The 19,737-nt window shown below is 70.3% G+C and carries 20 protein-coding genes and 1 pseudogene; 11 read left to right on the top strand and 10 right to left on the bottom strand.

What is annotated here, in order from left to right; genetic code table 11:
* Positions 1 to 185 precede the first annotated feature (185 nt).
* The 5 genes from couO to OH802_RS06600 are packed head-to-tail and all read right to left on the bottom strand — an operon-like array spanning position 186 to position 6,309.
* Positions 186 to 1,073 (bottom strand): 4-hydroxyphenyl-beta-ketoacyl-CoA hydrolase, encoded by an 888-nt coding sequence (gene couO, locus OH802_RS06620; RefSeq protein ID WP_406026279.1) that lies wholly within the window; start codon positions 1,071 to 1,073, stop codon positions 186 to 188.
* A complete protein-coding gene (locus OH802_RS06615; protein WP_406026277.1) occupies positions 1,070 to 2,596 on the bottom strand; it encodes an acyl-CoA synthetase in 1,527 nt (508 codons plus the stop codon). Before OH802_RS06615 ends, couO begins: the two co-directional genes overlap by 4 nt.
* A gap of 25 nt (positions 2,597 to 2,621) precedes the next feature.
* Complete coding sequence (locus OH802_RS06610; protein WP_406026274.1) at positions 2,622 to 3,536, bottom strand: 3-hydroxyacyl-CoA dehydrogenase NAD-binding domain-containing protein; 915 nt, start codon at positions 3,534 to 3,536, stop codon at positions 2,622 to 2,624.
* On the bottom strand, positions 3,533 to 5,527 hold the full coding sequence (locus tag OH802_RS06605; protein ID WP_406026272.1) for an acetoacetate--CoA ligase: 1,995 nt from the start codon (positions 5,525 to 5,527) through the stop codon (positions 3,533 to 3,535). The genes OH802_RS06610 and OH802_RS06605 overlap by 4 nt, the downstream gene beginning before the upstream one ends.
* Positions 5,524 to 6,309, bottom strand: a complete 786-nt coding sequence (locus OH802_RS06600) for a crotonase/enoyl-CoA hydratase family protein (RefSeq protein ID WP_406026270.1) — start codon at positions 6,307 to 6,309, stop codon at positions 5,524 to 5,526. Before OH802_RS06600 ends, OH802_RS06605 begins: the two co-directional genes overlap by 4 nt.
* Positions 6,310 to 6,393: 84 nt before the next feature.
* On the opposite strand from OH802_RS06600, the gene OH802_RS06595 reads away from it, so the two are divergent.
* From OH802_RS06595 to OH802_RS06575, 5 genes are read left to right on the top strand one after another with little or no spacing between them, the layout of a single operon-like run.
* Positions 6,394 to 6,813, top strand: a complete 420-nt coding sequence (locus OH802_RS06595) for a MarR family transcriptional regulator (RefSeq protein WP_350660113.1) — start codon at positions 6,394 to 6,396, stop codon at positions 6,811 to 6,813.
* 48 nt (positions 6,814 to 6,861) lie between these two features.
* Positions 6,862 to 7,881 carry an ABC transporter substrate-binding protein gene (locus OH802_RS06590; RefSeq protein WP_406026267.1) on the top strand — a complete coding sequence of 340 codons (1,020 nt, stop codon included), beginning with the start codon at positions 6,862 to 6,864 and terminating at the stop codon, positions 7,879 to 7,881.
* An 8-nt stretch (positions 7,882 to 7,889) separates the two neighbouring features.
* Positions 7,890 to 8,936: a FecCD family ABC transporter permease gene (locus OH802_RS06585; protein WP_406026265.1), complete on the top strand. Its 1,047-nt coding sequence runs from the start codon at positions 7,890 to 7,892 to the stop codon at positions 8,934 to 8,936.
* Between the two features lie 5 nt (positions 8,937 to 8,941).
* Entirely contained in the window at positions 8,942 to 9,976 is a 1,035-nt protein-coding gene (locus OH802_RS06580) for a FecCD family ABC transporter permease (RefSeq protein ID WP_406026263.1), read from the top strand.
* The gene (locus tag OH802_RS06575) at positions 9,973 to 10,791 is read left to right on the top strand and encodes an ABC transporter ATP-binding protein (RefSeq protein ID WP_406026261.1); all 819 of its coding nucleotides are present in this window, start codon (positions 9,973 to 9,975) and stop codon (positions 10,789 to 10,791) included. The genes OH802_RS06580 and OH802_RS06575 overlap by 4 nt, the downstream gene beginning before the upstream one ends.
* A gap of 90 nt (positions 10,792 to 10,881) precedes the next feature.
* On the opposite strand, the pseudogene OH802_RS06570 reads toward OH802_RS06575, so the two are convergent.
* Positions 10,882 to 11,319 (bottom strand): annotated as a pseudogene (locus OH802_RS06570) (EamA/RhaT family transporter); the annotation flags it as partial.
* A 459-nt stretch (positions 11,320 to 11,778) separates the two neighbouring features.
* Here OH802_RS06570 and OH802_RS06565 point away from each other — a divergent pair.
* Positions 11,779 to 12,243 (top strand): Lrp/AsnC family transcriptional regulator, encoded by a 465-nt coding sequence (locus OH802_RS06565; protein ID WP_406026259.1) that lies wholly within the window; start codon positions 11,779 to 11,781, stop codon positions 12,241 to 12,243.
* 10 nt (positions 12,244 to 12,253) lie between these two features.
* On the opposite strand, the gene OH802_RS06560 is transcribed toward OH802_RS06565, so the two are convergent.
* Positions 12,254 to 12,661: a hypothetical protein gene (locus OH802_RS06560; protein WP_406026257.1), complete on the bottom strand. Its 408-nt coding sequence runs from the start codon at positions 12,659 to 12,661 to the stop codon at positions 12,254 to 12,256.
* Between the two features lie 140 nt (positions 12,662 to 12,801).
* Between OH802_RS06560 and OH802_RS06555 the strand changes: the two genes are divergently transcribed.
* On the top strand, positions 12,802 to 13,464 hold the full coding sequence (locus tag OH802_RS06555) for a TetR/AcrR family transcriptional regulator (protein WP_406026255.1): 663 nt from the start codon (positions 12,802 to 12,804) through the stop codon (positions 13,462 to 13,464).
* On the opposite strand, the gene OH802_RS06550 is transcribed toward OH802_RS06555, so the two are convergent.
* Together OH802_RS06550 and OH802_RS06545 are read right to left on the bottom strand one after the other, a co-directional pair.
* Positions 13,440 to 14,207: a crotonase/enoyl-CoA hydratase family protein gene (locus tag OH802_RS06550; protein ID WP_406026253.1), complete on the bottom strand. Its 768-nt coding sequence runs from the start codon at positions 14,205 to 14,207 to the stop codon at positions 13,440 to 13,442. The two genes, OH802_RS06555 and OH802_RS06550, sit on opposite strands and share 25 nt — an antisense overlap.
* On the bottom strand, positions 14,204 to 15,847 hold the full coding sequence (locus OH802_RS06545; RefSeq protein WP_406026251.1) for an acyl-CoA dehydrogenase family protein: 1,644 nt from the start codon (positions 15,845 to 15,847) through the stop codon (positions 14,204 to 14,206). Before OH802_RS06545 ends, OH802_RS06550 begins: the two co-directional genes overlap by 4 nt.
* A gap of 63 nt (positions 15,848 to 15,910) precedes the next feature.
* On the opposite strand from OH802_RS06545, the gene OH802_RS06540 reads away from it, so the two are divergent.
* Positions 15,911 to 16,636: a PaaX domain-containing protein, C- domain protein gene (locus OH802_RS06540; RefSeq protein WP_406026249.1), complete on the top strand. Its 726-nt coding sequence runs from the start codon at positions 15,911 to 15,913 to the stop codon at positions 16,634 to 16,636.
* A 10-nt stretch (positions 16,637 to 16,646) separates the two neighbouring features.
* Here OH802_RS06540 and OH802_RS06535 read toward each other — a convergent pair whose 3' ends face one another.
* Positions 16,647 to 17,786, bottom strand: a complete 1,140-nt coding sequence (locus OH802_RS06535) for a LuxR C-terminal-related transcriptional regulator (protein ID WP_406026247.1) — start codon at positions 17,784 to 17,786, stop codon at positions 16,647 to 16,649.
* 88 nt (positions 17,787 to 17,874) lie between these two features.
* On the opposite strand from OH802_RS06535, the gene OH802_RS06530 reads away from it, so the two are divergent.
* The 3 genes from OH802_RS06530 (at position 17,875) to OH802_RS06520 (ending at position 19,698) form a co-directional block, all read left to right on the top strand.
* A complete protein-coding gene (locus OH802_RS06530) occupies positions 17,875 to 18,678 on the top strand; it encodes an MBL fold metallo-hydrolase (protein ID WP_406026244.1) in 804 nt (267 codons plus the stop codon).
* Positions 18,675 to 19,298 carry an NAD(P)H-binding protein gene (locus OH802_RS06525; protein WP_406026242.1) on the top strand — a complete coding sequence of 208 codons (624 nt, stop codon included), beginning with the start codon at positions 18,675 to 18,677 and terminating at the stop codon, positions 19,296 to 19,298. Before OH802_RS06530 ends, OH802_RS06525 begins: the two co-directional genes overlap by 4 nt.
* A gap of 181 nt (positions 19,299 to 19,479) precedes the next feature.
* Positions 19,480 to 19,698, top strand: coding sequence for an amphi-Trp domain-containing protein (locus OH802_RS06520; protein ID WP_406026240.1), 219 nt, complete (start codon positions 19,480 to 19,482; stop codon positions 19,696 to 19,698).
* The last annotated feature ends 39 nt before the right edge of the window (positions 19,699 to 19,737 follow it).

The following is a 19,737-nucleotide window of genomic DNA, read 5'->3' as shown; positions in this document are numbered from 1 at the left end:
CTGGGGCGGCCGGTGGGGGCGCTGGCGAGGATCCGGCCCATGTGCGTCCGTGGGCCGGCCGGGCATCTGCCGTCGGGGGTCAGGGTCATTGCGGGCTCCGTTCAGGATTCCTGTTTATCAGGATTCCTGTCAATGCTGCGTGATGCCCGTCACTCCGTCAATAGGTGCGATGGTCAAAACGCTGGTCAGGCCAGCCCGAGCAGGCGGATCGCGTTCTCCTTCAGCAACAGCGGCCGGACCTCGTCCTTGATCTCGAGCTTCTCAAGGTCGCTGAACCAGCGGTCCGGCGTGATCACCGGGAAATCGGAGCCGAAGAGAACCTTGCGGCGCAGCGGGCCGTTGAGCTGCTTGACCAGCTGCGGCGGGAAGTATTTCGGCGACCAGCCGGAGAGGTCGATGTGGACGTTGGCCTTGTGGGTGGCGATCGAGATCTGCACGTCGACCCAGGGGACGGCGGGGTGCGCCATCACGATCTGGAGATCCGGGAAGTCGGCGGCGACGTCGTCGAGGAGCAGCGGGTCGGAGTAGCGCAGCCGGATGCCGCGTCCACCGGGGAGGCCGGCGCCGATCCCGGTCTGGCCGGTGTGGAAGAGCGCGACCACGCCGAGCTCCTCCAGCAACGCCCACAGCGGACGGAAGTCGGGGTCGGCCGGCGAGAAGGCCTGCAGACCGGGATGGAACTTGAAGCCGCGTACGCCGTAGTCCTCGGCGAGACGGCGGGCCTGCTTCACGGCGGCCTCGCCCTTGCGGGGGTCGACGGAGCCGAACGGGATCAGTACGTCGGCGTGCTCGGTCGCGCGCTCGGCGATCTCCTCGCTCGACAGCGGCGGATGGTCGAGGCCGGTCGAGGCGTCGACGGTGAAGATCACCGCGGCCATGTCGCGCTCGCGGTAGTAGGCGGCGAGGTCGTCGACGGTCGGGGTGCGCGGGTGGTCGCCACGGAAGTAGGCCGCCGAGGCGTCCATCAGCTCCTGGTCGAGCGAGAAGTGGCCGTGATGGTCGGCCTCGACGTGGGTGTGCATGTCGAGGGCTCGGATCGAGGCGGTGTCGATACGTGGCTCGTAGCGGGTCATCGGGTGGTTCCTTCCGGGGTGCCGTACAGCTCGCGGACCCGGGACTTCAGCAGCTTCCCGGAGGCGTTGTGCGGGATCTCGTCGACGAAGATGACGGCCTTGGGGATCTTGTAGCGGGCGAGCCGTCCGTCGAGGTGTTTCAGCAGGTCGGACTCGGTGAGGGCGGAGCCGGGGCGGCGTACGACGACGGCGCGGCCGACCTCGCCCCAGCGCTCGTCGGGGACGCCGATGACGGCGGCCTCGGCGACGCCAGGATGGGTGTAGATCGCCTGCTCGACCTCTGCCGGATAGACGTTCTCGCCCCCACTGATGAACATGTCCTTCACCCGGTCGACCACGTAGAGGAAGCCGTCGTCGTCGAGCATCGCGACATCACCCGTACGCAGCCAGGGTCCGTCGAAGGCAGCCTCCGTCGCCGCTCCGTTGTGCCAGTAGCCGGGGGTCACGTTCGGACCACTGACGTGCACCTCACCGGCCTGTCCGGGGGCCGCCTCCTCGTTGCCGGGCGCCACGACGCGTATGTCGGTGAAGAAGCAGGGGGTGCCGGCCGAGCCGAGCTTGTCGAGGCCGTCGCCGGCGCGCAGCATGGTCGTCCCCGGGGAGGCTTCGGTCAGGCCGTAGCCCTGGATGATGTGCAGTCCGCGGCTCTGCCAGGTGTCGAGGAGCGTGCGCGGGATCGGCGCACCACCGCTCAGGGCCGAGCGGAGACTGTCGAGGTCGGCGGTCGCCCAGGTCGGCTCCTGGGCGAGCGCCTGGTACATCGAGGTGACGCCGAAGAGCAGGGTGACCCGCTCCCGCTCGATGGTGGCGATCGCGGCGGCCGGGTCGAAGCGGGCCGCGATGAGGGACGTACCGCCCTTGAGGAAGGTCGGGAGCAGCACCTGGTTGAGCGCGGCGGTGTGGAACAGCGGGGCGGTGACCAGGGCGATCTCGTCGGAGCGGACGTCGACGTCGACGAGCAGGTTGAAGGCGTTCCAGGCGATGTTTCCGTGCGTCAACATGACGCCCTTGGGGCGGCCGCTGGTGCCGGAGGTGTACTGGATCATGAAGACGTCGTCCAGCCCGACCTCGACGTCGATCCGCTCGCCGGTCGGGGCCGCGAGGGTGTCGAGCCCGTGACCGCCGGCGGCGGTGAACCGATGGCTCGGCAGCCCGAGGGCCGCGACCGCCTCGGAGGAGACCGCCTCGTCGAAGTCGTCGGCGTGGACCAGCAGCGCCGGCTCGGCGTCGGTGAGGATCCAGGCCAGCTCGGGCGGCGCCAGCCGGGTGTTGAGCGGCAGGAAGACCGCCCCCAGCCGCGCGGTGGCGAAGAGCGTGACCGCGAGCTCGATCGAGTTCAGGCCGAGGAAGGCGACCCGGTCGCCGGCCGCGACTCCGCGGGCGCGCAGCCCGTGGGCGACCCCCTCGACGAGGCGGTCGGCCTCGGCGTACGTCACCACCTCGTCGTCCTGCACGAACGCCCGAGCGTCAGGGGTCATCCGGGCCCGGCGGGCGGGCCACGATCCGATGCCGCTGTCCAACATGTCGATCCTCGTTCGTCTCGTGGGCTCAGCCGAGCCCGAGGTCGGTCTTGATCTCCAGCAATCGCCGCAGCGCCTGGTCACGGCGCCCGACGAGGTCCTCGGCAGAGGTGCCGTCGAGCTCCTCGTCGACCCCGTCGACCAGCTTCTCGACCAGCCCCGCTGTGAGCTCCGGGTGACCGAGGTCGTCCCACCATTCGACCATCGGCGGGCCGAGATGCTCGAGCACGTGCCCGAGCCCGCCCGGGCCGCCGGAGAGGTGCTGGGTCGCGAAGGGGCCGAGCAGGGACCAGCGCAGCCCGGGGCCGTCGGCGATAGCGGTGTCGATGTCGGCGACCGAGACGATGCCCTGGTCGACGAGGTGGTAGGCCTCGCGCCACAGCGCCGCCTGGAGCCGGTTGGCCACGTGCCCGGGGACCTCGCGGCGGATGTGGATGGGACGTTTGCCCAGGTGGCGCAGGGTCTCCAGGGCTGCCTCGACGGCCTCCACCGACGTCGCCGACCCGCCCACGACCTCGACCAGCGGCACCAGGTGCGGTGGGTTGAACGGGTGCGCCACGAGCACCCGCTCCGGATGATGCGTGCAGGCGTCCTGGAACGTGCTCGGCATCAGGCCCGAGGAGCTGCTGGTCAGCAGTACGTCGCCCGCGGCGGCCGCGTCGAGCGCGGCGAAGATCTCGCGCTTGACCTCGAGCCGCTCGGGTCCGCTCTCGAGCACCAGGTCGGCGGCCGCGCCGACCTCCTCGAGACTGTCTGCGAATCGCAAGGAGCCAGCCGCTCCGCTTGGCACGGAAACCTGCGCACGCAACCGCTCCTCGGCGCCCTCGGCCGGGTCCCAGGCGACCACGTCGAGCCCGTGCTCGAGCCCGAGCACCACCCAGCTGACCCCGATCGCGCCGGTGCCGACGACCCCGAGCGTACGAACGGTCTCTCCGCTTCTCATACGGTCCTCCTGCTCAGCGCGCCCGAGGTCGCCAGCGCGACGAACGGGTCCAGGGACGCCGGGTCGGCGAGTGCGTCCCGGCTGGCGACGTCCTCAGGACGTACGCCCTGCAGGATGCGTTTGGCCGGCAGCTCGAGCTTCTTGCCGGTGAGGTTGCGCGGCACCGCGGGCACCTCGATCACCTGGTCGGGGATGTGCCGCGGGGAGAGCGCCGACCGCAGCGCGCGGACCAGTCGGGCCCGGAGCGAGTCATCGAGCCGGGTGCCCTCGTCGGTGACCACGAAGAGCAGCAGCTCCCCGTTGCCTCCATCGGGGTCCTCGAGGTGGACGACCAGTGAGTCGGCGACACCGTCCACCTCCTCGGCGACGCGGTAGAACTCGGCGGTGCCGAGGCGTACGCCTCCTCGGTTGAGGGTCGCGTCGGAACGGCCGGCGACGTGGCAGCTGCCGTTGTCGTGGAAGAGGATCCAGTCGCCGTGGCGCCATACGCCGGGATAGTGGTCGAAGTAGGCCGCGCGATAGCGGCTGCCGTCCTCGTCGCCCCAGAACCCGACCGGCATCGAGGGCATCGGCGAGGTGATGACGAGCTCGCCGAGCACGCCTGTGACCGGGCGGCCGGCCTCGTCGTAGGCGTGGGCGTCGACGCCGAGGCAGCGGCCGGAGATCTCGCCGGCGTAGACCGGGAGCAGCGGGTTGTTCTGCACGATGCCGGAGCAGACGTCGGTGCCGCCGCTGCCGACGTTGATCTGCGCCCCCGGAAGCTGGTCCCGCAGCCAGGCGTAGCCCTCGGGCGGGAGCGGGGCTCCGGCCGAGCCGAGGACGCGAACCCGCAGGTCACCGAGGTCCTTCAGGTCGACGCCATCCTTGCGGCAGGCCATCACGAACCCAGGACTGGCACCCATCACCGTTGCCCCCGTCGACGCCGCGAGCCGCCACTGCCAGGTCAGGTCGGGGTGCATCGGGTTGCCGTCGACCATGACGATCGAGGAGCGGACCAGGAGCGAGGAGACCAGGGCGTTCCACATCATCCAGGCGGTCGTGGAGAACCAGAGCATCCGGTCCTCGGGCCCCATGTCCCACGAGAGCGCGTGGTTCTTGAGGTGCTCGAGCAGGATGCCGCCGTGGCCGTGGACGATCGCCTTCGGCCGGCCGGTCGTACCGGAGGAGAAGAGCACCACCAGCGGGTGGTCGAAGGGCACCGGCTCGAAGACGAGCTCCGCCCCGCGCTCCGAGTCGAGCAGGGCGGTCCAGGAGAGCGCGTCCTCGACGCGGTGCGGGCCGTACTCGACATCGACCACATGGCGCACCGACGGCAGCTCGGCCCGGATCTCGGCCACCTGGGAACGCCGGTCGATGTCCTTGGCGCCGTAGCGGTAGCCGCCGGCGACCAGCAGCACGACCGGCTCGATCTGGGCGAAGCGGTCGATGACGCTGCGCGGCCCGAACTCGCTGGCGCAGCTCGCCCAGGTCGCACCCAGGCTGGCGGTGGCGAGGTAGGCGACCAGGGCCTCGGGGATGTTGGGCAGGTAGCCGGCGACGCGGTCGCCGCGACGTACGCCCAGCTTCTCCAGCGCCGCCCGCGCCCGGGCCACCTGGTCGCGCAGGTCGCCGAAGGTGAGCTCGACGTCGTCACGCGTCTGCGAACGGCCGAGCACGGCGACCCGGTCGAGATCCTCGTCGGTGCCGAGCGCGTGCTCGGCATAGTTGAGCAGCGCCCCCGGGAACCAGCGCGCTCCGGGCATCTCGCGCGAGGCGAGGACGGAGTCGTACGGAGCGTGCGCCTGCACCCCGAAGAACTCCCACACCGCCGACCAGAAGCCGTCCAGGTCGGTCACCGACCAGCGCCACAGCTCCTCGTGGGTGGTCATCTCCAGGTCGCGCTCGCGGGCGAGCCAGGCCAGGAACTCACCGACGCGGGAGGTGGCGAGCACGTCGGCGGGCGGGGTCCAGACGATGTCGCCCTGCTCGATCTGTTGCTGGGTCGCGCTCACTGGTCCGTCACCTTCCTGGCCCGGCCGTCGAGGAAGTCCTGCATCCGGCCCTTCGCATCGTTGGTCCCCTGGGCGATCGCGGCCATCAGCGACTCCATCAGGAAGCCGTCTCGAGGGTTGGCCTCGGCGATACGCGGCAGCGCCTGCACGACGGCGAAGTTGGTCTGCGGCGCGTTCTGGGCGATCCGGGCGGCCAGCTCGAGGGCGGTCTTGCGGCCGGTGCCGTCGGCCACGGCGTACTGGCTCAGGCCGAGTCCCAGCCCCTCCTGCGCGTCGTAGCGACGGCCGGTCAGCATCATGTCGGCCATCCGGGAGACCCCGATGAGCCGGGGTACGCGCACCGACGCGCCGCCGCCGACGAAGAGCCCGCGCTGCCCCTCGGGCAGGGCGTAGAAGGTGCACTCCTCCGCGACCCGGATGTGCGCGGCGGCGGCGAGCTCCAGCCCGCCCCCGACCACGGCCCCCTTGAGCGCCGCCACGACCGGGACCGGCCCGAACTCGATCTTCTCGAAGACCCGGTGCCACATCCGCGAGTGGCTGACCCCGGCGAGGGTGTCCCGCTCGGTCATCTCGGACAGGTCGAGCCCGGCGCAGAAGTGGTCGCCGTCCGCGTCGATGACGACGGCGCGTACGTCTGGCTCGAGGCCATCGAAGAACCGCTCGATCCCGAGCACCGCCTCGTCGCTGAGCGCGTTCCGCTTCGCGGGCCGGGCGAGCGTCAGTACCGCGATGTCGTCGACGCGCTCTGCCCGCAGGGCATCGGGCAGGGGGGTTCCGAGCATGATGAACTCCTCGTGATTGACAGGAATCCTGATAATCTCAGAAGTAGGCGCCTCCCGCAAGCGAAGCGATGCTTGAATGACCGCATGACCGACGCACCCCTGCTGCTCTACGTCGTCAAGCAGCTCGAGCTCGCGACCCGAGCCCGCCTCGACGCCGTCCTGAAGGAATCAGGGGTCACGGCCCTGCAGTACACCGCGCTCTCGGTGCTCGAGCGCCGCCCCACGATGAGCGCCGCCGACCTGGCCCGCGCCTCGTTCGTACGCGCCCAGTCCGCCGCCGATCTCATCGGCGCCCTCGAGCGCCGCGGTCTCATCGAGCGCAGCATCGACCCCGACAACCGGCGCCGCATGCTGATCAGCCTCACCACCGAGGGCCGCGCCTTCCTCGACGCGTACGACCCGCGCGTCGAAGAGCTCGAGGAGCAGATGCTGGCCGAGCTCGGACCCGAGGACCGAGAGTCGTTCCGTACGTTCCTCGACACCGCTCGCCGGGCGCTTTCCTAGTCAACCGATCACATCCCGCCCGGGGCAAAATTAGGTTAGCCTCACCTCATGAGACCCCACCTCGTGATCACCACGGTCGCTGCCCTGGCCCTGGCGCTGTCCGCCTGCTCCTCCGACATCGCCGACGACGACGGCGCGAAGCCGGCATCGGGTGCGTCCTCGGTTCCCGACGGTCCGTGGAGCTTCACCGACGGCTCGGGCGAGGTCGTGAAGATCGACGAGGCACCGACCCGGATCATCGCGCACGCCCCGGCGGCCGCCGCGCTGATCTCGTACGGCATCCGGCCGGTCGGCATCTACGGCGACGAGCCGGTCGAGACCGACCCCAACCTGGACGGCGTCGACCTGACCGACATCGAGGTGCTCGGTGAGGAGTGGGGCTCGATCGACGTCGCCAAGGCGTCCACGCTGAGCCCGGACCTGATCGTCGCCGACTGGTGGCCGGCAGAGAAGGCCCACTCGGGGCTGGAGAACGGCACCAAGGCGAAGAGCAAGAAGCTCGCCGAGCTGGCTCCGGTCGTCGGCCCGTCCCAGGGTGGCTCGATCCTCAACCTTGCCGAGGGTTACGAGGATCTCGCCGAAAGCCTCGGCGCCGACGTCGAGAACTCCCAGGGGGCCAAGGACAAGGCGGCCTTCGAGAAGGCGCGCGACGGCTTCATCGCGGAGATGAAGGACAAGGACCTGACCGCGCTCGCGGTCTCCCCCGCCGACGATCTGCTCTACGCCGCCAACCCGGAGTACGCCCCGGAGCTGCTGGACTTCACCGAGTGGGGCCTGCAGGTGGTCGCGCCGGACTCGCCGGACCCGGACTTCCCCTATTGGGAGAACCTGAGCTGGGAGAACGCCGACAAGTACCAGCCCGACGTCCTGCTGATCGACAGCCGCACCTTCGTGGACGCCACGAAGACGGCCGAGGGCCAGCCGACCTGGACGTCGATCCGAGCGGCCGAGGCCGGCCAGGTCATCGAGTGGCCCGCCTTCTGGCTGCACACCTACGCCGACTACGCCGAGGCCCTGACCAAGCTGACCGCCGACCTGGCCGACGTCGACGACACCATCGGCGACTGACCCCGGCGGTGAGCACCTCTGTCGCCACCGCGGCACCCGCACCGGTACGACGGCGAGCCTCCGGGCTCGCCGTCGGCCTGCTGCTGCTCGTCGCACTGGTGCCCGTCCTCGCCTTCTTCAGCGTGACCCTCGGGTCGCGCGACATCGCACTGAGCCAGGTCCTCGACGCCTTCCGCCACTTCAGCAGCTCCTCGTCGGTCGAGGACACCGTGACCGTACGTCTGCGGGTGCCCCGGACCGTGCTCGGACTCCTCGCGGGCGCAGCCCTCGGGCTCGCCGGCACCCTGCTGCAGGGCCTGACCCGCAACGCCATCGCCGATCCGGGGATCATGGGCGTCAACGCCGGGGCCGCCTTCGCCGTGGTCGGCTCGATCACCCTGCTCGGCATCGGCTCGCTCGGGTTCCATGTCGTCGCGGCGTTCGCCGGGGCGCTCGCGGCGACCGTCCTCGTCTACTCGGTGGGCTCGCTGGGACGCGACGGCGCGACGCCGGTGAAGATGGCCCTCGCCGGGGCCGCGATCACCGCCGGGCTGACCGCGGTGACGACCGGGCTGCTGCTCACCGACCTCGACGCCCAGCAGCAGTACCGCTTCTGGCAGGTCGGCTCGCTGGCCGGCCGCTACGCCCCGATCGTGACGGGCGTGGCTCCGTTCCTGCTGGTCGGCGTCGTCCTGGCGCTGCTGTGCGGCCGCTGGCTCAACGCGCTGGCCCTGGGCGACGATGCCGCTCGCGGGCTGGGCGTCTCCCTGACGCGTACGCGCATCCTGTCGTTCCTCGTGGTCGGGCTGCTCTGCGGTGCCGCGACCGCGGCGTGCGGTCCCATCGTCTTCGTCGGTCTGGTGGTGCCGCACGTGGCGCGGTTCCTGTGTGGTCCCGACTATCGCTGGGTGCTGCCCTACTCGATGGTGCTGGGTGCCCTGCTGCTGCTCGGCGCGGACATCCTCGGTCGCGTCCTGGGCGGCACCGGGGAGCTCCAGGTCGGCGTGGTCCTCGGCATCATCGGCGCCCCGTTCTTCGTGCTCCTCGTCCGCTACGCCCGGCTGGCGGACCTATGAGCCTCATGCCCCAGACCGTCACAGCTCTGCGGCGCACGCGGCGCAGCCGTCGGGTCCGCGCGGGCGTCGTACCTGTCGTCCTGCTCGTCGTCGCTGCCGTCCTGGCCCTGCTCACGCTCTGCTTCGGCTCGGTCCAGCTCAGCCTGGACCAGGTGCTGGCCTCGCTGCTGCATCTGCGCGACCACGCCGCCGTCGACTTCATCGTGCGCGACCTGACCGGGCCACAGGTCAAGGCGGCCGTGTGCGTCGGGCTGGCCCTCGGCGCCGCCGGCACGATCTTCCAGCAGCTGCTGCGCAACCCGCTCGCCTCCCCCGACTTCGTCGGCATCTCCGCTGGCGCGAGCGTCGCGGCCGTCGCCGGCATCGCGGTGCCCGCCCTCGGCGGGGTGAGCATTCCGCTGCTGGCCTTCGGCGGCGGTCTGGTCACGGCCGCCGTGATGTACGTCCTGGCCTGGCGCGACGGCATCACCGGCTATCGCTTCGTGCTGATCGGGATCGGGACGGCGGCGTTCTGCACCGGGGTCACCGGCTATCTCCTCACCCGCACCTCGCTCACCGAGGCCCGGGCCGCGCTGCACTGGCTGACCGGATCGATCGGGCAGGCCGGCGACGCGGAGAACAACGCGCTGCTGGTCGCCATCATCGTGCTCGCCCCGCTGGTACCGCTGCTCCAGCGGCTGCTCCGCGCCGTCGAGCTGGGCGACGACACCGCCCGCGGTCTGGGCGTACGCATCGAGGCCACCCGACTCGCCCTGATCGCGACCGGCGTCCTGCTGACCTCACTGGCGACCGCGGTCGCCGGGCCGATCGCGTTCGTCGCCCTCGTGGCCGGACCGATCGCCGACCGGATGCTCGGCAGCGCCCGCGGCGGCATCGTCGCCGCCGGTGCGGTCGGGGCGATCGTGTGCCTGATCGCGGACTACGTCGCCATGAACCTGCTGCCGGTCGAGGTCCCGACCGGTGTCGTCACCGGCGCCGTCGGCGCGCCGTACCTGCTGTGGCTCATCGCCACCACCAACCGGAGAGGGATGGGCGGATGACCCAGCCGGAAACGACCCAGCCGGAAACGACCCAGCCGCCGCGGCTCGCGGCGCGCGAGCTGACGCTGGGCTACGACGACCGGGTGGTCGTCGACCGGCTCGATCTCGACGTCCTCGACGGGCGGGTGACCGCGATCGTCGGCGCCAACGCCTGCGGCAAGTCGACGCTGATGCGGGGCCTCGCCCGGCTGCTGCGTCCGTCCGCCGGCGAGGTGCTGCTCGACGGGACCCCGATCCTCGACCGTGGCTCCCGCGAGGTCGCCCGGGTCCTCGGGCTGCTCCCCCAGACCCCGGTCGCCCCGGACGCCATCACGGTCGGCGATCTGGTCTCGCGCGGACGCCATCCGCACCAGGGCTGGTTCCGCCACTGGAGCGCGCGCGACGAGGAGGCGGTCGCCGAGGCGCTCGCCGCCACCGACACCGGCGAGCTCGTCGACCGCCCGCTGCGCGCGCTGTCCGGGGGCCAGCGCCAGCGGGTCTGGATCGCGATGGCGCTCGCCCAGCAGACCGACCTATTACTGCTCGACGAGCCGACGACCTACCTCGACATCAGTCATCAGGTCGACCTGCTCAGACTGCTGCGTACGCTCAACCGGGAGACCGGACGCACCATCGTCACGGTGCTGCACGACCTCAACCTGGCCTGCCGCTACAGCGATCACCTCGTGGTCATGGCCGACGGCCGGATCCTCGCCGAGGGGCCCCCGGCCGAGGTGGTCACCGCGGAGGTCGTCGAGAAGGCGTTCGGGCTGCCGTGCGTCGTCGTGCCCGACCCGGTCGCCGGTTCGCCGATGGTGGTTCCGGCGGGCGACTGAACCGGCTACCTCGCCGGTGGAGACCCGGTTGAACGTGGCGACGCCGGCCACGATGAGGGCCAGCGCGACGGCGAGGCCGACACCGATGCGCTCACCGAATATCGGCACGGCGACGACGGCGGTCAGCACCGGGCTCACCGCGCCGCCCACGGAGGCCCGGCCGCTACCGAGCGCCTTGACGGAGAAGGCGTAGCAGAGCGTCGACATCAGACCGGTCCCGATGCCCTGGAGGACGGTGAGGAGCAGCACGTCGTCGAGCTCGGCGGTGCCCGCGAGCAGGTGCGACGGCATCGCGCCGAACGAGGTCAGGACGAGCGCGGTCAGGCTCGAGACGATGCAGACGGTCAGCACCATCTGCAGGAGCGTCAGGCTCGTACGCTGCAGGCCCGACGTGAACACCGCCCAGGCGAAGCCGCCGACGAGCAGCAGCCCGACCCCGCCCAGGGACGCGCCGCCACCGACCAGGAACCCACTCACTGCCACACCTGCCGTGATGAGTCCCAGCGCGACCACCCGCCGCGGCGACATCGAAGCCCGGCCATGCGCCAGCGCGAGCAGCGTGACGAAGAGCGGGACCGTGCCCGGGACCAGCATCCCGGTGAGCGCGGCACTGGTCAGCTGGGCGCCGAACGCGAACACGAGGAAGTGCGGGAGCCCACCCACGAGCAGCAGCGCGAGGACGTACGGCCGCTCGCGGCGTACGGCCCTGATCGTGCTCGGCAGCAGCGGAGCCAACAGCACCACCGGCGTCGCGAACCGGAGGAACGCCGCATCGGCGACGGTCAGGCTCGACCCGCCGATGCCGCGCGTGCTCAGCGCGAACGACGACCACAGCACCACCGTCATCCCCAGCGCCGACCATCCCGCCAGCGCCCGATTCCCACCACCCGGTTGCATCCCCATAGCGCGCCACGATAGGAAAAACGAAGGCGCACATGATTGCCTGATCTGCCACGTTCACGCGGCTCGGTGGCAGAATCTGCCAACATGCGTGCGATCGATGAGACCGACAAGCACATCCTCTGGGAGCTGCAGCAGAACGGCCGCCTGACCAACCAGGAGCTCGCCGACCGCGTCGGCCTCTCCCCCTCCCCATGCCTGCGCCGCGTACGAGCCCTGGAGGAGGCCGGAGTGATCAGCGGCTACCGCGCCGTCGTCGACCCGCACACCGTCGGTATGAACATCACCGCGTTCGTACGCATCAAGATGGCCACCCACACGACCGCAGCGGTCGAGACCGTCGAGGAGCACCTTCGCGACATCCCCGAGGTCACCGAGGCGTACGTCCTGGCCGGCGACCACGACTACCTGCTGAAGGTCGTCACCCCGTCGTTCGAGACCTACGAGAGGTTCCTGCGCGACAACCTCCGCACCATGCCGGCGCTCGCCTCGATCGAGACCACCTTCGCCTTCGGCAACACGAAAGAGAGCTCCCCGCTCCCGCTGGACTGACCTCGCGGCGTCAGAAGCCGGCTTCCCTGCGCGCCGGGGTGTCGTCGCAGAACCTCTCGAACGCACGGGCGGCGGCGTCGATCTGGGCTGCCATGCCACGCAGCCCACCGCGCCCGACCGCTCGCATGGTCTCGCTCTCGAACAACGCCCGGTCATACGCGGGGAGCATCGCCACCAGCCGTCGCCGGGTCCTGTTCGACACGGGCCGATCCGGCTGCAGGGGCTGGACGAAGACCTCGACCACGTTGTCCATCCAGTCCAGGTCGAACTCGACGAGGTAGGGCGGCAGGACCAGCCGGACCACGGTGCCGCCCATCCGGTCCACCTGCGAGTAGGACGTCGGCACGAAGCGAGCCGCGACCGACTCGGCAACCGCCTGGGATCGGCGCATCAGGATGTCGTTGCCAGTGGTGAACACTGCGCCTCCGCCCGAACGTGACCAGTGGTCATGTGACCACCGGTCACAGATTAGGGGCGCCGCCGCTGGACGGTCAAGGACCATGTCGGCGGCACGCTACGATGCGAGCGTCCAGCCATGAGAGGGGGCGGGTGGCGCCAGTGCCTACGCCGACCTGGGAGCGTCTCCCGGAGGCCAAACGCGATGCCGTGCGCCGGGCTGCGGAGGAGGAGTTCGGGGTCCGGGGCTACAACGCCGCCAGCCTCAACACCATCTGTCGTGAGGCCGGGATCTCCAAGGGCAGCCTGTTCCAGTACTTCACCGACAAGGCCGACCTCTTTGTTCACCTGATCGCCCGGGCCAGCCACGACATCCGAGCGGCGATGGAGGCGGCCAGCGCCGACTTCCCGTGGATGACCGACTACATCGGCTCGGTGAACATGCTCATGGATGCGTGGATCGACTACTTCTACGACCATCCACGCCACCGGCAGATGCTGGTCTCGGCCAACCTCGAGCACAACCCCAACGCGCTCGCCGCCGTCCGCGAGGCCGTCTATGTCGACTACCTCGAGGTCATCGGCGGCATGATCGATCTCGGCATCGCCATCGGCGCACTCCGCGAGGACACCGACCGCGATGCCCTCGTCGCCGCCATCATCATGCTGCTTCCGCACATCGCCCTCGGCCCTCACGTACGCGGCCTGGACCCGCTCCTCGGCCTCGCCGGCTCCGACCGCACCCACGCGATATCCGTCGGTCGCAGGATGATCGAGGTGCTGATGGGCCAGTACGTCTGTCAGTCGGTCACGAAGGAGCCGTGACGTCCGGCTCCATCGGCGAACCGGGTCGCTCCTGCGACGGTGTCGGTGGTGATCGAGACGACACCATGGGCGTACTCAACGGCCAGGGCGTCCTGCTCGCTGAGACCCTCCTGCTCCAGCAGGGAGAGCCGGTCGTGGCGCATGCAGGTCTGCGGGAAGGCGGCGAGCTGGCGGGCCAGGTCCTGCGCGGCCGCGAGGGCCTGGCCGGGCGGGACGACACGGTTGGCCAATCCCATCCGCAGGGCCTCCTCCGCCCCGACGGGACGGCCGGTGAGGATCAGGTCCATGGCGTTGCTCGCGCCGATCAGCCGAGGTAGCCGGACCGTGCCACCGTCGATCAGCGGTACGCCCCAGCGCCGGCAGAAGACGCCGAAGACCGCGTCCTCCTCCATGACCCGCAGGTCGGCCCAGATCGCCAGCTCCAAGCCCCCGGCGACGGCATGACCGGCGACGGCAGCGATGACGGGCTTGCCCAGCCGCATCCGCGTGGGACCCATCGGGCCGTCCCCGTCGGGCTCGAACCGGTTGGGGTCGCCACCGGCGACCGCCTTCAGGTCGGCGCCCGCGCAGAAGGTGCCGCCTTCACCGTGCAGCACCGCGACGGCGGCACCGGGATCGGCGTCGAACTCCTCGAAGGCGGCCACCAGGGCATCCGCCGTCGCCCGGTCGACTGCGTTGCGTACCTCGGGACGGTTGATCCGGACCGTGGTGACCGGACCGTCCTTGGCGACCTCGACCGTCATGCCGGAAGCGCGCGCTCGAGGATCGCGGTCACGTCGCCGCGTGGCGACAGCGTGCCGAACGCGCCTCCCCAGTCCCGGCCGAGGCGCGAGGAGCAGAACGCGTCGGCGACCTGAGCCGGTGCGTGCCGGACGAGCTGCGAGCCCTGGAAGACCAGGGCCATCTGCTCGACGATCCGCCGGGCACGGAACTCGAGGTCGTCGAAGGAGGTGAACTCCTTCTTCAACCGGTCCAGCGCGGCGTCGTAGCGGGCGTCGGCACCGGAGGCGAGCTCCGCCTCGGCCACGAACGCGTCCAGAGTGTGCGGCTCCTTCGCCAGCGCTCGCAGTGCGTCGAGCGCCGCCACGTTGCCCGATCCCTCCCAGATCGAGAGGAGCGGCATCTCGCGGTAGATGCGCGCGACGTCGAAGTCCTCGATGTAGCCGTTGCCGCCCAGGCACTCCAGGGCCTCGTTGACCATGAACGGCGCCCGCTTGCAGACGTAGTACTTGGTGACCGCGAGCGCGATCCGGCGCAGCGCGGCCTCACCCTCGTCCCCGCGGATCGCCCGGTCGTTGGCACCTGCCAGCCGCAGCATCGCCGTCGTCGCGGCCTCGGACTCGACCTGCAGGTCAGCCAGTACGTTGCGCATCGCCGGCTGCTCGATCAGCGGCTTGCCGAAGGCCGAGCGATGCCGGGCGTGGTGCGCTGCCATGGTCAGCGCGGTGCGCATGCCGGCCGAGGAGCCGATCACGCAGTCGAGGCGCGTCATGTTGACCATCTCGACGATCGTGCGGACCCCGCGGCCCTCCTCGCCCACGAGCCAGCCGGTCGCCGCGTCGTACTCGATCTCGGAGGAGGCGTTCGACCGGTTGCCGAGCTTGTCCTTGAGCCGCATGAACCGCATCGCGTTGCGCTCGCCACCGGGCAGTACGCGCGGGACGAGGAAGCAGGAGACGCCGGCAGGCGTCTGGGCGAGGGTGAGGAACAGGTCGCTCATCGGGGCACTGGTGAACCACTTGTGCCCGCGCAGGACGTAGGTGCCGTCGGTCTGTGGAGTCGCGGTCGTCGTGTTCGCGCGTACGTCGGAGCCGCCCTGCTTCTCGGTCATCGACATCCCGGCGATCAGACCGCGCTTGGTCTCGGGATCGCGCAGCCCGAAGTCGTACTCCCGGCTGGTCAGCAGCGGCTCGAACCGAGCCGCGAGCTCCGGGTTGGTCCGCAGCGCCGGGACGACCGCGTAGGTCATCGAGATCGGACAGCCGTGACCGGCGTCGACGTTCCAAGCGTAGAACTTAGCGGCCCGGGCGACGTGGGCACCGGGCCGGTCGTCGGCCCAGGGGGCAGCATGCAGACCGTTCTCGACCGCGACGCCCATCAGCTGGTGGTACGCCGGGACGTACTCGACCTCGTCGACGCGGTGACCGTAGCGATCATGGGTGTGCAGACGCGGGGGCACCCGCTCGGCGAGGCGGCCCCAGTCCTGCGCCTCGGCAGTGCCGGCGAGGCGGCCCAGCTCGTCGACCTCCGGGAGCGCCCACGCGGCGCCCTCGCGCTCGAGACCCTCCCGCAGGACCGGGTCACCGGCCGTGTTGTGTCCCACCAACGGCGGGACCTGGTTACTGACCACATGGGTGGAGTGGGCCTCGTGCGTATTGGTCATGATCACGATGTTACATAAATCCCGACAACCGTGTCCATAAATGTTGCATGAGAGGATGGCCGCGTGGCTACCGCGCGCGATGAACTGGCTCCACTCTCCGCCCGCTCCACCATCCTCAGCCTCATGCTCGGCGCCCACCCGAACCCGCTGACCCCAGCCGACCTCGCCCGCGCCGGCCAGTTCTTCGGCATCGCGCCGGCGACCGTGCGGGTCGCGGCCACCCGCGCCGTCAGCGACGGCGACCTGCGCAGGACGGAGGCCGGCTACCGGCTCGGCGAGCGGCTCGTCCAGCGCCAGGCTCATCAGGACGAAGCGGTTCACACGGCGGACAGACCGTGGGACGGCTCCTGGGAGATGGCCATCGTCGTCACCGCCGGCCGCCCCGGCCCCGAACGCGCCGTGCTCCGCGATGCGCTGAAGGCGCACCGACTCGCCGAGCTTCGCGAAGGGGTCTGGACCCGACCGGCCAACCTCCAGCGTCCGCGCTTCTCGGACCCGGTCCTCCAGGCCTTCACGGCGACACCCGAGCAGGATCCGGCCGAGCTCGCCGCCTCGTTGTGGGATCTCGGCGGTTGGGCGCGCGAAGGCGAGCGCCTGCTCGAGCTCCTCTCAGCCACGCCCCAGCCCGCGCTCCGTCTCGCCACGGCCGCCGCGATCGTGCGCCACCTCAGCGAAGACCCGCTCCTCCCCGTCGAGCTCCGCCCGGCGGACTGGCCGGCAGCGGACCTACGAGAGACCTACAGCGCCTACCAGCGTGAGCTGAGCGAGCTCGCCGCGCTGCCCCGCTGAGCGACTCAGATCAGGCGTTCGGTCCCGGCATCGGACCGCCGCGCAGCGGGAGCCGGGACGCGGCGCGCTGCTCGTTGTCACGCAGCCGCCCCTCGTAGTGGCTGAAGAACACCTTGGCGACCAGGTCGCGGCGGCTGCGTACGCCTGTCTTCTCGAAGACGTGCTTGAGGTGCTGCTGGACGGTGTGCGGCGAGATGACCAGCGCCTGGGCGATCTCGACCGTCGACAGCCCCTTCAGCACCAGCTGGGTGAGCTCCTTCTCGCGGTCCGTCATCCCGTACGCAGACATCAGGAGTGTCGCGATCCGCGCGGGGTGAGCAGGCTCGACGATGACGGCCACCTGTGGGTCCGGTCGCGTCGCGAGAACGGCGCCGTGCAGCACGATCCAGGTGCCCGACTCGCTGAGGACGCGCGAGGTCGCGACCTCACCCGACTCTCCGGGTGAGTCGACCGAACGCAACGCCCGCGCCGCGACGGCGGCGACCGCGACCGGCACGGCGCCTGGGGCGGGGCGAGGGAGATCCGCGAGCCATCGCTCGACCCCTTCGGTCGCCGAGTCGATACCGAGCGACGAGTTCAGCACGACCAGGCCAGGAGCCCCGGTGGAGTCGGGGTCGGAGGCCTCGCCCAGCAGGAGCGCGTTGCGCGCCGCCTCCGCGAGGCTGGGAGCTATCGCCCGCAGGAACTCCTTGTCGGCGCCGCCGAACATCGGCCGGTCGGGTTCGCGGTAGAGGGCCAACGAACCCCAGACGACGCCCGCGCGGGTCCGCAGCGAGACGATGATCTCCTGGTCGCCGCCGAGCTCCATGTTCGACTTCCACCGCGACGTCGACGACGGGTCGCCATCGGTGATCTCGTAGAGCGTCGAGACGCCTTGGTCCGACTTCGCGACATCGCTGAGCTTGTGCACCCCGTCGGCGCGGTACTCGTTGTCGAGGAAGTCGGCCGGGAGCACCGGCAGCAGCTCGTCGAAGTGGCTGGTGATCAACAGCGACGCGGGGTCCAGCGTGTAGAAGCACGGCGCCCAGTAGTGCGGGATCGCGTCGGCGATCGGCTCGCGGCACTCCCGCCACAGCGCCACCAGATCGAGCCCCTGTCTGCTCAGGCGCTCGATCTTGTCCTGCGACCGCTGACGGGTGCGCTGGTTCACCTGATCGAAACTACTCCCCGCGAAGGGTCAGCTGAATGCCAGATTGCTGGTATATCGCGCGGTCACAGCGGTGCCTAGCGTCGACAGCATGGACATTCACAAGATCTCACACGACGTGAGCCAGCTGGCCGACTGCGCCATGGTTCCGGGGCTGGGATTCCTGCCCGTGAACGCGTTCGTGCTGCATGCGCAGGAACCGGTCGTCGTCGACACCGGGCTCAGCACTCCGGACAAGCATTTCCTGGACGACCTCGCCATGGTCATCGATCCCGCCGACGTGCGGTGGATCTGGATCACCCACCCCGACCGCGACCACACCGGAGGCGTACGGGCGTTGCTCGACGCGGCTCCGAACGCGCGCCTCATCACCACCTTCGGCGGCGTCGGGATCCTCGGCTGCGAGTGGGAGGTCCCGCTCGACCGCGTGTACCTACTCAACCCGGGTCAGGCGATCGAGTTGGGCGACCGGACCATCCAAGCCTTCCGCCCTCCCCTGTTCGACAGCCCGGTCACGACCGGATTCGTCGACGAGAGCACCGGCGCGATCTTCACCTCCGACTGCTTCGGCTCACCGGTGCCGAGCGCCGAGCTGGCCACCTGCGCAGACGTACGCGATGTCGGAGACGTACGCGAGGGGCAGCTGCTCTGGGCGACGATGGACAGTCCGTGGGTCGCCAACGTCGACGAGGCTCGCTATCGCCGGACGATCGAGCCACTTCGATCTCCTGAACCGTCTGCCATCTTCTGTACTCACCTGCCTCCGGTGCTGGCGCACACGGACACCATGTTCGACACCATCAGCCAGGCGCCCAGTGCACCGTCCTTCGCCATGCCCGATCAGCGGGCTCTCGAGGAGCTCCTCGCGACCTTCGCCCCGGGGGTGCCGTCATGAAGCTCGCGATGTTCGGGGGCAGCGGGTTCGTCGGCGCCCCGGCGCTCGCCCTGGCTGCCGAGCGCGGACACGACGTCCGGGCACTGATGAGGTCCTCGAACCGAGACGTACCTGCGGGCGTCGACGTCGTGGTGGGCGACGTACTCGACCCGGAGGCGGTCGCCCGGACGGTGGCCGGCTGCGAAGCCGTCGTGTCGACCCTCGGCGGGTGGGGTGACAACGATTCGATCGACCTCGGCGCCCGTAACGTGCTCGCCGCCATGCGTGACGAGGGGATCACGCGGATCGTCTTCATGGAGGGCTTCAACATCCCCTTCCCCGGAGACCCACGCAACGCCGGCGCGATCTTCATCGACACGGTCGTACGTCTGCGCAGCCCCCGCCACGTGCGGAGCCAGCGGCGTCTGGGACTCATGCTGCAGGCGTGCGACGACCTCGACTGGACGATGGTGCGAACCCCGATCGTCCGTGCCGGGGACTGGACCGGTCGGACCGAGATCGGCACCCTCAGGATGGGTCCACGAAGCCATATCACGACCGGCGATCTGGCCGAGGCGCTGCTCGACGCCGTGCAGGACGGTCGGCACCTGCGCGCAGCCCCCATGGTCCGCTCGGTCTGAACCACCTCGGTGCACAGCCACGACTCCGCCGGCTTTCATGGGGCGAGCGGGAATCACGCGTTCCGTATGACGCCGGGTCTTCACGTCGTTGGATAGGTTGCGAGGGTGCCATCTGTCGAGCTGGCACGAATCGCGCTCGGCCGAGATCAGCACCCCTCAACCTCACAGCAAGGAGATCGAGATGGACCTGATGGAAGTCACTGAACGGGCGAGGTTGCGTCGTGAGGACGCCGCGGCTCGCCTGCGCGCCCTGGCCGACGCGCTCGCCAGCAACAACGAGGTCGAGTTCGAAAGAGGAGGACTGCGCTTCAAGGTGCACGTCCCCGACGAGGTCGACTTCAAGCTGGAGGTCGAGATCGGGGACGACGAGCGCGAGCTCGAGATCGAGCTGAAGTGGTGACAGGCTCGCCCAGCTGAAGGGGCGCGCTCGATCGGCGAG

The sequence above is a fragment of the Nocardioides sp. NBC_00850 genome, from assembly GCF_045207335.1.
Lineage (GTDB): Bacteria > Actinomycetota > Actinomycetes > Propionibacteriales > Nocardioidaceae > Nocardioides.
The sequence above is the reverse complement of the archived record's forward strand: the minus strand, read 5'-3'. Positions and strand labels throughout refer to the sequence as shown.